Origin of the sequence: Actinoplanes sp. NPDC049265, assembly GCF_043197135.1 — a bacterium.
Classification (GTDB): domain Bacteria; phylum Actinomycetota; class Actinomycetes; order Mycobacteriales; family Micromonosporaceae; genus Actinoplanes.
This window is the reverse complement of sequence record NZ_JBICSP010000042.1, coordinates 17,441-28,563: the sequence shown is the minus strand read 5'-3', so window position 1 is coordinate 28,563 and position 11,123 is coordinate 17,441. Positions and strand designations below refer to the sequence as shown.

The 11,123-nt window shown below is 70.6% G+C and carries 10 protein-coding genes; 5 read left to right on the top strand and 5 right to left on the bottom strand.

All coding sequences use genetic code 11. From position 1 onward, the window contains the following. Positions 1-133: 133 nt before the first annotated feature. Positions 134-3,193: a PAS domain S-box protein gene (locus ACGFIO_RS43810; protein ID WP_392837095.1), complete on the bottom strand. Its 3,060-nt coding sequence runs from the start codon at positions 3,191-3,193 to the stop codon at positions 134-136. A 371-nt stretch (positions 3,194-3,564) separates the two neighbouring features. Continuing rightward, the gene (locus ACGFIO_RS43805; RefSeq protein ID WP_392837093.1) at positions 3,565-4,209 is read right to left on the bottom strand and encodes an O-methyltransferase; all 645 of its coding nucleotides are present in this window, start codon (positions 4,207-4,209) and stop codon (positions 3,565-3,567) included. A gap of 242 nt (positions 4,210-4,451) precedes the next feature. Between ACGFIO_RS43805 and ACGFIO_RS43800 the strand changes: the two genes are divergently transcribed. Both ACGFIO_RS43800 and ACGFIO_RS43795 read left to right on the top strand, forming a co-directional pair. Continuing rightward, entirely contained in the window at positions 4,452-4,820 is a 369-nt protein-coding gene (locus ACGFIO_RS43800) for a hypothetical protein (protein WP_392837090.1), read from the top strand. Between the two features lie 121 nt (positions 4,821-4,941). Continuing rightward, complete coding sequence (locus ACGFIO_RS43795) at positions 4,942-5,382, top strand: TIGR03618 family F420-dependent PPOX class oxidoreductase (RefSeq protein WP_392837088.1); 441 nt, start codon at positions 4,942-4,944, stop codon at positions 5,380-5,382. 136 nt (positions 5,383-5,518) lie between these two features. On the opposite strand, the gene ACGFIO_RS43790 is transcribed toward ACGFIO_RS43795, so the two are convergent. Further along, entirely contained in the window at positions 5,519-6,601 is a 1,083-nt protein-coding gene (locus ACGFIO_RS43790; RefSeq protein WP_392837086.1) for an aldo/keto reductase, read from the bottom strand. A gap of 70 nt (positions 6,602-6,671) precedes the next feature. Between ACGFIO_RS43790 and ACGFIO_RS43785 the strand changes: the two genes are divergently transcribed. Continuing rightward, complete coding sequence (locus tag ACGFIO_RS43785) at positions 6,672-7,532, top strand: AraC family transcriptional regulator N-terminal domain-containing protein (RefSeq protein WP_392837084.1); 861 nt, start codon at positions 6,672-6,674, stop codon at positions 7,530-7,532. A 19-nt stretch (positions 7,533-7,551) separates the two neighbouring features. Further along, positions 7,552-8,559, top strand: coding sequence for a hypothetical protein (locus ACGFIO_RS43780; protein ID WP_392837082.1), 1,008 nt, complete (start codon positions 7,552-7,554; stop codon positions 8,557-8,559). On the opposite strand, the gene ACGFIO_RS43775 is transcribed toward ACGFIO_RS43780, so the two are convergent. Further along, a complete protein-coding gene (locus ACGFIO_RS43775; RefSeq protein WP_392837079.1) occupies positions 8,534-9,100 on the bottom strand; it encodes a TetR/AcrR family transcriptional regulator in 567 nt (188 codons plus the stop codon). The two genes, ACGFIO_RS43780 and ACGFIO_RS43775, sit on opposite strands and share 26 nt — an antisense overlap. Positions 9,101-9,188: 88 nt before the next feature. On the opposite strand from ACGFIO_RS43775, the gene ACGFIO_RS43770 reads away from it, so the two are divergent. After that, entirely contained in the window at positions 9,189-10,127 is a 939-nt protein-coding gene (locus ACGFIO_RS43770; protein ID WP_392837077.1) for an NmrA/HSCARG family protein, read from the top strand. On the opposite strand, the gene ACGFIO_RS43765 is transcribed toward ACGFIO_RS43770, so the two are convergent. Next, positions 10,092-11,078 (bottom strand): aldo/keto reductase, encoded by a 987-nt coding sequence (locus ACGFIO_RS43765; protein ID WP_392837074.1) that lies wholly within the window; start codon positions 11,076-11,078, stop codon positions 10,092-10,094. The two genes, ACGFIO_RS43770 and ACGFIO_RS43765, sit on opposite strands and share 36 nt — an antisense overlap. Positions 11,079-11,123 lie beyond the last annotated feature (45 nt).

Genomic DNA, 11,123 nt, shown 5'->3' with positions numbered 1-11,123 from the left:
CGATCAACGCCTTCGCCATCACATTCGGTGACCGCTGGCCGGCCGCCGAAACTTACTAACCGAAGAGCCAGAAACACCGTCCACGTTACGGACCCCTCGATGCCGAAGCCAACCGACCTGTTGTGGGCCGGCGCTACGAGTCGGTGGTGTCGAGGACTTCGCGGATTCGGGTGAGCAGGCTGGTTTCGGAGAAGGGCTTCTCGACAAGGATGACGCCCGGGTCGAGGGTGCCTTGGGAGGCCAGGACGGGTTGGGCGTAACCGGACATGTAAAGCACCCGGATGGTGGGGCGTTGCTCGACCACTTTGCTGGCGAGTTCTTTGCCGAGCATGCGCGGCATGATGACGTCGGTGAGCAGCAGGTGGATGTCGTGTGTGGTGTGTTCGACGATTTTGATGGCTTCGGGTCCGTTGGCGGCGGTCAGGACGTGGTAGCCGTTGCGGGTCAGGATTCGTCGGGCGACCTCGCGGAGTGCTTCTTCGTCTTCGACGATCAGTACGGTTTCGCCGCCTCCGCCCGGTTGCGGGGGTTCGGGTGTCTCGACGGGCGTCGCGGTTTGGTCGGTGGCGGGCAGGAGGATGGTGATGGTGGTGCCGGCGCCGAGTGTGGAGGTGATGGCGGCGTGTCCGCCGGCTTGCACGATGATGCCGTAGACGGTGGCCAGGCCGAGGCCGGTGCCTTCGCCTTTGGGTTTGGTGGTGAAGAACGGTTCGAAGACTCGTTCGGCGACGTCGGATGGGATCCCGGTGCCGGTGTCAGCGATCCATAGTTCGGCGTGGCGGCCGGGGTTCAGGCCGGTGCGGGAGGTCACGGCGTTCTGGTCGAGGGTGCGGTTGGTGGTGCCGATGCTCAGGGTGCCGCCCTGGGGCATGGCGTCGCGGGCGTTGACGGCGAGGTTGACCAGGACTTGTTCGAGTTGACCGGGGTCGGCCAGGACGGGCCACAGCTCCGCTGCCAGCTGTGGGTGCAGTTGGATGTGTTCGCCGATGGTGCGGCGCAGGAAAGGTTCGATCTCGCCGACCACGGTGTTGAGGTTGAGGACTTGCGGTCGGACGACTTCGCGGCGGCCGAAGGCCAGGAGCTGGTGGGTGAGTTCGGTGGCGCGTTCACCGGCGCGTTGGATCTGGGTGATGTCGTTGCGGACCTCGTGCCATTCGCCGTCCGGGTCGGCCTGCGCTTTGGCGGTGATCTGTTCGGCGATGAAGGTGGTGTAGTTGAGCATGACGGCGAGGAGGTTGTTGAAGTCGTGGGCGACGCCGCCGGCGAGTTGGCCGAGGCTTTCCAGCCGTTGGGACTGGTGCAGTTGCGCTTCGAGGCGTTCGCGTTCGGCTTGGGTTTTCAGTCGTTCCCGGGCGGCCTGCATCTCTATCCGGTCGGTGACGTCGCGGATGGCGGCAGAGACGACCACGCCGTCTTCGGTGTCCAGCGCGGAGAGGCTGATCTCGACGGGGAATTCGCTGCCGTCCTTACGCCGGGCGGCGAGTGCCATCCCGGCGCCCATCGGGCGGGGCACGGGCTGGGCGAAGTAGCGGGTGCGCCGATCGGGGTGCACATCGCGAGCGTGGTCGGGGACCAGGATTTCGATGGGCTGGCCGAGCAGTTCGGCCCGCGTGTAACCGAATAGCCGTTCGGCCTGGGTGTTGACCAGGGTGATGGATCCGTCCTGGGTGATCCCGACGATGGCGTCCGGGGCCGCTTCCAGCAGGCCACGGAATTTCGCTTCGGCTCGTGCCCGGTCGGTGACGTCGCGGATCGCGGCGGAGACCAGAACGCCGTCCTCGGTTTTGATCGAGGACAGGGAGATGTCGGCGGGGAACTGGCTGCCGTCCTTGCGGAGCCCGGCAAGCTGCATACCGGCGCCCATGGGGCGTGGTTGTCGGTCGGCGAGGTAGCCGCAGCGGTAGCTTGGGTGGTCGCCGCGGGCGTAATGAGGGACCAGGATTTCCACCTGCTGGCCGAGCAGCTCTGTTCTTCGGTAGCCGAAGAGGCGTTCGGCCTGGGCGTTGACCAACGCGATCTTCCCGTCCGGGGTGACGCCGATGATCGCGTCCGGGGCGGCCTCCAGCAGTCCTTGGAATTTCACCTCGGCGCGTAGCCGCTCGCTGATGTCGCGCGACACCGACGCCACGCCGACCACGTCGCCCGTATCGTCGATGATGGGCGACAGACTCAACGACACCGTGATCGTGCGGCCGTCTTTGTGGCGTCGTTCGATCTGGAATTGCTCTACGCGTTCACCGCCGGCGATCCGGCGCATCACCGACGCTTCGGTGGCCCGCCACGCCCGCAGAAGCAGAATGTCGACGCGGCGGCCGATCATCTCCTGGGCGGTGTAGCCGTACAGCCGTTCCGCGCCCGGGTTCCAGCTGGTGATCCTCCCGTCCAGAGTCTTACCCATGATCGCGTCGTGGGAGGACTGCACGATTGCGGCGAGCTGGTGCTGCGCTGCGGCGGAGGCCCGTCGTTGGGTTACGTCCCGGATCGCCGCCGAGATCAACATCCCGTGTTCGGTGTCGATCGCCGACAGCGAGATCTCGGCCGGGAATTCGCTGCCGTCCTTACGGCGGGCGGACAACTCCGTACCCTCGCCCATCGGACGAGGCTGCGGATCGCTCACGTACTGGGTGCGGCGGGCCGGGTGCATCGCCCGTTTCGCCTCCGGCACCAGGATCTCCACCAGTTGCCCGACCAACTCGTCACGGCCGTAACCGAACAACCGCTCGGTCTGGGCGTTGACCAACACGATCCGCCCGCCGGCGTCCACCCCGACTATCGCGTCGGGGGCGGCTTCCAACAGGCCCCGGAATTTCGCCTCGGCCCGGACCCGGTCGCTGACATCACGCACCGCGGCGGCAACCAGGCGTCCATGCGTGGTGTCGATGGCCGACAGGGAGATCTCGGCCGGGAACTGGCTGCCGTCCTTACGCCGGGCCGCCAACTGCAACCCGGCCCCCATCGGCCGCGGCTCTGAATCGCACCAGTACCGCTGACGGTGACCGGGATGGGCGGCCCGCACCGCCTCCGGCACCAGCAACTCGATCGGCTGGCCCAACAGCTCCGAGCGGGCGTAGCCGAACAGCCGCTCGGCCTGCGCGTTGATCAGCGCGATGGTGCCGTCCGCCGTCACCGCGACGATGGCGTCTGGCGCAGCCTCCAGCAAGCCGGTCGATCCGAACTCCAACGGCGCCGCCACGATGTGCCACCTCCCCGCAAGCCAGGCACGGACGGTCGGCGCTTGCCGCGTAAAGACCCCGCCCTCCCGACGCTAATCCGTTTGTCTCCCCGGCCACCGAGAACGCTTGAATTGCTCCCCCCAACGGGTAGCGAGGCTCTGGCAACGCCCAGGCACCGGTGGTCGCTCCGATATGCGTGATGCATGCGGCATCAGCGGGTGCATTTCCATTCGACCGAGTGGATGCCCTGGGCCCGCCCCGGGGGCCCGACACACCCGCGACTTCGAACGCCGGCATCCGCCTCATCCAAGCCCGCGCCCACGGCTACGCCCACCTCGACAACCTCATCGGCACAGGAGTTCTTGCCGGTGACTTTGGGTTCAGTGGCTCTTCACCGGGCGCGCCGCAGGATGGTGAATCCGTCCCAGCCTTTCGACCCCACGGTCTGCAGGCTGGTGGCGTCCAGGCGGCCGTCCTTCGCGATCTTTTCCAGGACGGAGCGAACACCTTGAACTCTGTCGTCCGTACTGCTGGCATCGATCACGGCACCGTTGCGCACAACGTTGTCGATGACGATCACTGTGCCTGGGCGACTCAGCTGCAAAGAAGCTTCCAGGTATGCGGGATTGCTGGGCTTGTCGGCATCGATGAACACAAAGTCATAAGGCTGTGTTTCGGCATCGATAAGGCGTTGTGCCGACTCGGCTGCCCGGCCGACCATGATCTGTACGCGATCCAGCACCCCGGCGCGCTCCAGATTCTTCTCCGCGACAGTAGCGTTCTGCTGCTCCAGCTCGAGAGTAGTTACCTGGCCGCCCTCGCCCACGGCACGAGCAAGCCAGACGGTGCTGTAACCGGCCAACGTGCCGAACTCCAACACGCGGGTCGCTCCCACCATCCGCACCAGAAGCGACAGAAGCTTTCCTTGGTTCGGAGCTACCTCAGCTTGCGGCATCGTGGTGAGCCGGCCCGACTCTCTGGCTTCCACCAGCGCGTCGTCCTCATCGACCAGCGTCTCCACGAAATAGGCATCCACGTCACGCCACAAAGCATCTGATTCGTACATCGATCCCCCGGCCGAAGGTCTTGAAGACGCCTCGCGACCTTACCTGGGCCTGGTGCCACGTCTCGGCTCGCTCGATGCCGCAACCCTGGCCTCCGTACCGGCGGATATCGGGGAGACCGACGAGGACGGCAACCGCATCTCCGACTGGGCACCCGACGTATCCAAGGTCGGCGCTCCTGCGTACTCCTTCGCGGTAGGCCATGCTGGACCCCATGCCCACGATCCGGAGTGCTCACGGCCTCGCGTTCCTGCTGGCCGCGGCCGGCGGCTCGCATTTCGCGGCGCCGCGGGTGTATGACGCCATCATCCCGCGCGCGTTACCGGGCAGCCCCCGGATGTGGACGTACCTGAGCGGCGCCGCCGAACTCGCCGTGGCCGCGGCGGTCGCGCATCCGCGGACCCGCCGCGGGGCCGCGCTCGCGGCCGCCGGCCTGTTCGCGGCCGTCTTCCCGGCCAACGTGAAGATGGCCCGCGAGTGGCGTCGTCGCCCGCCCGCGTACCGGGCCGCCGCTTACGCCCGCCTCCCCCTGCAGGCCCCGCTGATCTGGTGGGCGCTGCGCGTCGCCCGCCAGGCCCGATGACCGGCGTTCGGCCGGCGGCCCGCAGCCCACGACCGCCCCGGCGGCGCCTCACCGAGTGGACCCGGGGCAATCAGAGAAGCGGGCGATCACGGCGGGCGGGGCGGCGGGTAGGCTGCGGCGCATGGCGATGACCCTGTCCGAGGCGTGGGAACTGAGCCGAGGCGACTCCGGCCTGGCGCTGGTGTCGACGCTCCGGGCCGACCAGACCATTCAGGCGTCCCTGGTCAACACCGGGATCGTCACGCGGGGCGAGCCAGTGCTGGCGTTCGTCACGTACGGGAAGGTCAAGCTGGCCAATCTCCGGGCCCGTCCGCAGCTGACCGTGGCGTTCCGCAACGGCTGGCAGTGGGCCGCCGTCGAGGGGCGGGCCGAGCTGGCCGGCCCGGACGACCCGCGCGACGGCCTCGACGCCGAGGGCCTGCGGCTGCTGCTGCGCGAGATCTTCACCGCGGCCGGCGGCACCCACGACGATTGGGAAGCCTACGACCGCACCATGGTCGAGCAGGGCCGCACCGCAGTGCTCATCACGCCGACGCGCGTCTACAGCAACGCCCCCGCCTGACCGCCCCGCCCGGAAAACCGCCCTGACCTACCACTGAACGGTAGGGGCGCAACCACTTGCGCAGGTGGAGCGAAGCGACCCGGCGGGAGCGACGGTCAGCACCACCCACCCGGCTACGACCTCATGATCTTGATCTTCAGTAGCGGACGTCGCTGGCCAGCAACGGCGGGTAGACCGCGCTCGCCTCGCCGTCCACTGTGGTGCCGCCGAACTGCAGCATCGCGCGCATCGCCCCGTGCAGCTGGGCCGGATAACCCAGGACCGGCGCCGACACCGCGTCCAGGTCGGCGAGCTGGGTCGCACTGAGCGTCAGATCGAGCGCGGCCAGGTTGTCGTCGAGGTGTTCGAGGCGGCGGGCGCCGACGATCGGAACCACCGTGCCGGGGCGGGCGCGCAGCCAGGCCAGCGCCACCGCCGCGGGTGAGGCCGACAGGGACGCCGCGACCGACGCCACCGCCTCGATCACGTCGAAGTCGGCCGGTGCCGGCGTGCCCACGTGCGCGGTGCGGGCCGAGTCGGTGGTGACCGCGTCGCGGCGGTACTTGCCGGACAGGAAGCCGTTGCGCAGCGGGCTCCACGGCGTCAGCGCGAGGCCCTGGTCGAGGGCGAGGGGCACGATCTCCGCTTCGACGGTACGGGCGAGCAGCGAATACTCGACCTGCAGGGCGATCAGCGGGGTCCAGCCGCGCAGCACCGCCGCCGTCTGCGCCTGGGCGGTCACCCAGGCCGGCGTGTTGGAGAACCCGACGTACCGGATCTTTCCGGCCCGGACCAGGTCGTCGAGGGTGCGCATGGTCTCTTCGAGCGGCGTGTTCCGGTCCCAGTTGTGCAGCCAGTACAGGTCGATGTGGTCGGTCCGCAGGCGGCGCAGCGACTCGTGCAGCTGGCCGACGATGGCGCCGCGTCCGGCGCCGCCGCCGTTCGGGTCGCCGGGGAACATGTTGAAGAAGAACTTGGTGGCCAGCACGACGCGGTCGCGGCGGCGGGGCTGGCGGGCGAACCAGTCGCCGAGGATCTTCTCGGAGTGGCCGTTGGTGTAGAAGTTGGCCGTGTCGATGAAGTTGCCGCCCCGGTCGAGGTAGGCGGCGAGGATCTTCTCGGACTCCTCGACGCTGCTGCCGGCGCCGGGCGGGTCCTCGCCGAAGGTCATCGCGCCGAGGGCGAACGGACTGACGCGCAGGCCGGAGCGGCCGAGGGTCACATACTGGTCGAGTGGCATGACTCCAGCCTCGCGTCGCCGCCCGCCCGGGGGTAGTCAGAAGCGCGCCACCTCTTGCACAATCCTCTTCATGGAGCTGCAAACCCTGATCGAGAGGTACGCCCGTCCGGACATGCATACGCGGATACCGGGCCTGCTGCTGTCGAGGGTGACCGGCACCGGCCCGGAGTATTCGCTGACCGACCCGATGCTGGTCGTGATGGCCCGGGGCGGCAAACGGCTGCTGCTCGGCGATCGGGTCTACGAGTACCGCTCCGGCGAGTACCTGATCGTGACCACGGGTGTCCCGGTGAGCGGCCACTTCTTCGACACCCCGGCGCTGGGCGTAGCGCTGACCCTGCGCCCGGCGTCGATCGCCCCGCTGCTGCTGTCCGCTCCCCCGCCGGCCCGTCCCCCGGTTGCACAATCGGCCCTGGCTACCGGCCCGGCGGGCCCGGCGCTGCTGGACGCGGTGACCCGGCTGGCCGGCCTGCTCGACGAGCCCCGCGACGCCGAGGTGCTGGCGCCACTGTACGAGCGGGAGATCCTCTGGCGCCTGCTGACCGGCCCGCACGGCGGATCCCTGCGGCAGATCGCCCTGGCCGACAGCAACCTGGCCCACGTCAACCGGGCGATCGGCTGGCTGCGCGCCAACTTCGCCGAGCCGATGCGGGTGGACGATCTGGCCCGGCTGGCCGGCATGAGCACGTCGGCGTTCCACCGGCACTTCCGCGACGTCACGGCGATGAGCCCGCTGCAGTTCCAGAAGCGGCTGCGGCTGCAGGAGGCGCGTTCGCTGCTGCTGGCCCGGCCGGACGACGTGGCCGGGGTCGGACATCTGGTCGGTTACGACAGCCCGTCGCAGTTCAGCCGGGAGTACCGCCGCCTGTTCGGCCGGCCGCCGGGGCAGGACGCGGTCCGGTTGCGGGCGAGCGAGCCGAGCTTTCCGTGAGCGGGGATGAACCGGTTGGGTGCCGGATCCGTATCGCTGGGTGATCGACACCTGTGAACGGGAGAGCACCATGGACGCCACCGCCGGTAACGGTCCCGAGTCACTGCCGTCCATCGCCGACTACTGGCCCGACCTGCCGCATCGCATCGCCGAGGCCGACTACTACTCCGAGGAACCGCCGACCGAACCGATTCCCGAGATTCCGTCCGTTCCGTCGTCCCTGGCCGGCCGGCCGACCGTGCCGCTACCCCCGCCGCGTCCGCCGCGCCGGTCTCGCCGCCGCCCGGTGGTGTTGTCGGCGCTGGCCGTTCTCGCGCTGGCCGCCGCCGGGACCTACTTCTACACCCAACGCCGCCCGGCCGACCCGCCGGTGGCCACGTCGGCCTCGCCCGAGGCCGCACCCATCCCGCCGACCGAGGTCGTCACTGCGCCGGCCGACGGGCGGACCAGTGCGGTCTTCGTGGTGGCGAGCGGCGCGTCGGCGGTCCGGATCCGGGCCGGTGACACCGAGTCGGACCTGTTCCGGGTGAGCAGCCCGCCCGGCGGCAGCGTCCGGCCGGAGGCCCGGCTGACCGGTGACACCGCCGAACTCAACCTGAAGGCCACCGGCCGGCCCGGCCCGGAGGCGGTCGACGTGCTGCTCTCGGCCGGCGTGCGCTGGACGCTGAAGGTGGACGCGTCGATCAACAATGCCGACATCGACATCAGCAAGGCCTCGGTGGACGGGGTCGAGCTGGCCGGCGACGCCGCCGACATCCTGCTCCGCCTGCCCCAGCCAAGTGAGACACTTCCTGTCCGAGTCACCGGTGACATCAACCGGCTGAAGCTCTCGGCGGGCGGCGAGGCACCGGTCCGGGTGCGGGCGCGCGGCGGGGCGGGCAGCGCCACGATCGAGGGCAAGCTGGTCAAGGGCGTCGCCCGCAACACGGTCTTCGAGCCCGGCGCCTGGCGTAAGGCCGACGACAAGGTCGACGTCGACGTCCGCGCCGGGCTGGGCGCGATCAACGTGGAGCGGCCGGCGAGCTGAGCGGGCCGGCGAGGAACCCGGCCAGGGCGAGGTCGAGCAGTCGCGCCGCCTCCCCGGCCGGGTCGGGCGTGTGCTCGGTGGCCAGGGCGATTCCAGTGACCAGCCGGAGCAGGTCGGCGATGGAGACACCGGGCGTCAGCCGGCCGGCGGCCCGGCGCACGAGTGGCCGGCCGGCCTCGGTCAGCCGGCTCGTGGCGCAAGGCGCTCGCCCCGCCTCGCGGTTGAGCGCGAAGGCCAGCCCGCGCAACGTCGCGGCCGCCGCGCTGACCGCGTGCAGCCACCCGGCCAGCGCGTCCCGCGCGTCGTCGGCGCCGGCCCGGTCGCGGGCATCGGCGCACAGGGCTTCGACGTGGTCCTCGAACACCGCTTCCAGCAACGCGTCCCGGCTCGGGAAGTGCCGGCGGACCGTGCCCGAGCCGACGCCCGCGGTCCGCCCGATCTGCTCGAGCGAGACCGCGGCGCCGTCCTCGGCCACGGCCTGACTGGCCACGGCGAGCAGGCGGGCGTAGTTGCGCCGGGCGTCGGCGCGCTGACCGGCCACGGAGCGCCTCCCTCTTGCTAACCGGCGGGGTCCGCCATATCTTAGCCGAAGGAAACGGCGGGCGCCGCCGTTTAACTGAGGGAGACGCATGTCCACCGATCAAGCACCCGTCCTCGTCACCGGCGCGACCGGCCGGCAGGGCGGGGCCACCGCCCGCGCCCTGCTCGCCGCCGGTGTTCCGGTCCGGGCCCTGGTCCGCGACCCGTCATCCGATCGAGCCCGGGCCATCGCCGGCCTCGGCGCCGAACTGGTGACCGGCGACCTCACCGACCCGGGCACGCTTCCGCCCGCGCTCGCCGGGGCCCGCGCTGTCTTCTCGGTGCAGATGCCCGCGTTCAGGGACGGCGCGTACGACTTCGGCAGCGAACTGGCCCAGGGCACCAACCTGGTCGACGCCGCGATCGCCGCCGGCGTGCCGCAGTTCGTGCACACCTCGGTCTCCGGGGCCAGCCGGTACACCGAGGTGCCGGGCCACGCCGAGGGTCGCTGGGCGAGCATGGATCCGACCTACGCCGCCAAGGCCGGTGTCGAGGACCGGGTGCGCGCCGCCGGCTTCCGGCACTGGACGCTGCTCAAGCCCGCCTTCTTCATGGACAACCTGCTGCCCGAGGTGGCGTACGTGATCCCGCGCGGCCTGGACGGCGGCATCGCGACCGTGCTGAAGCCGGACACCCACCTCTCCCTGGTCGCCACCGAGGACATCGGGCGGGCGGCCGCCGCGGCCGTCGCCGAGCCCGGACGGTTCCACCGGGTCGAGCTGGAGCTGGCCAGCGACTACCTGCCGATGACCGACGTCGCGGCCATCCTCGCCGAGGCGTGGGGCGCCGAGCTGACCGCACCGGACATGACCGAGGAGGAGGCCCTCGCGGCCGGGATGCCCGGCTACGCCGCCGTCGCGCACGAGCGCCTCAACGTGGCCGGTCAGCCCGCGCGCCCGGAGTTCGCGCGGGCCCTGGGCATCCCGCTGACCAGCTTCGCCGCCTGGGCGTCGTCAGTTGCCGGCGCCCAGGCCGGCCATCATCGCTGACGGGTAGCGGTCACCGCGGGCCGCGCCCTTCGGGACGGCCTTCTCGAGCTCGGCCAGGTCGTCCGCGGTCAGGTGCAGGCCGGCCGCGGGCAGGGCCTCGTCCAGCCGTACGCGGGTCCGGGCGCCGACCAGCGGCACGATGCCGTCGCCCCGCGCCGCCACCCACGCGATCGCCAGCTGGGCGACAGTGCAGCCCCGGGCCTCCGCCACCCGGCGCATCGCCTCGACCAGCCGCAGATTGTGCTCGACGTTCCCGCCGGAGAAGCGGGGCATCATCCGGGTACGCGGGTCGGCGGCGCCGGCCGTCCAGTGCCCGGAGATCAGGCCGCGGCCCAGCACCCCGTACGCGGTCAGCCCGATGCCCAGCTCGCGCAGCGTGGGCAGCACCTCGTCCTCGACGCCGCGGGCGATCAGCGAGTACTCGATCTGCAGGTCGGCGATCGGGTGCACGGCATGTGCGCGCCGGACGGTGGCCGCGTCGGCCTCGGACAGGCCGGCGTGCCGCACGTACCCGGCGTCGATCATCTCCTTGATCGCACCGACCGTGTCCTCGATCGGCACGGCCGGGTCCATCCGCGCCGGCCGGTAGATGTCGATGTGGTCGACCCCCAACCGCGTCAGCGTGTACGCGAGGAAGTTGCGCACCGCCTCGGGCCGGTTGTCCTGCGGGCCGAACACCGGGCCGGGCCCGCGCATCTGCCCGAACTTGACGCTCAGCTGGTAGCTGTCCCGGTCCCGCCCACGCAACGCCTCGCCGAGCAGCAGCTCGTTGTGCCCCATGGCGTAGAAGTCGCCGGTGTCGATCAGGGTGACGCCCGCGTCCAGGGCGGCGTGCACGGTGGCGATGCTCTCGTCGCGGTCGGCCGGCCCGTACGCGTCCGACATGCCCATCGCGCCCAGCCCCAGCGCGCCGACGACCGGGCCGGTGTTTCCCAGAGTTCGTGTCTGCATGTCCATGACTGTGGGTCGCGGATCGGACCGCCGGGAGCGGAGCGT

Excerpts from the sequence above, each read along its gene's own strand:
- ACGFIO_RS43770 (WP_392837077.1), top strand. The coding sequence starts at position 9,189 with ATGTCCACCGATCAAGCACCCGTCCTCGTCACCGGCGCGACCGGCCGG.
- ACGFIO_RS43800 (WP_392837090.1), top strand. The coding sequence starts at position 4,452 with ATGCCCACGATCCGGAGTGCTCACGGCCTCGCGTTCCTGCTGGCCGCG.
- ACGFIO_RS43795 (WP_392837088.1), top strand. The coding sequence starts at position 4,942 with ATGGCGATGACCCTGTCCGAGGCGTGGGAACTGAGCCGAGGCGACTCC.
- ACGFIO_RS43790 (WP_392837086.1), bottom strand. The coding sequence starts at position 6,601 with ATGCCACTCGACCAGTATGTGACCCTCGGCCGCTCCGGCCTGCGCGTC.
- ACGFIO_RS43785 (WP_392837084.1), top strand. The coding sequence starts at position 6,672 with ATGGAGCTGCAAACCCTGATCGAGAGGTACGCCCGTCCGGACATGCAT.
- ACGFIO_RS43765 (WP_392837074.1), bottom strand. The coding sequence starts at position 11,078 with ATGCAGACACGAACTCTGGGAAACACCGGCCCGGTCGTCGGCGCGCTG.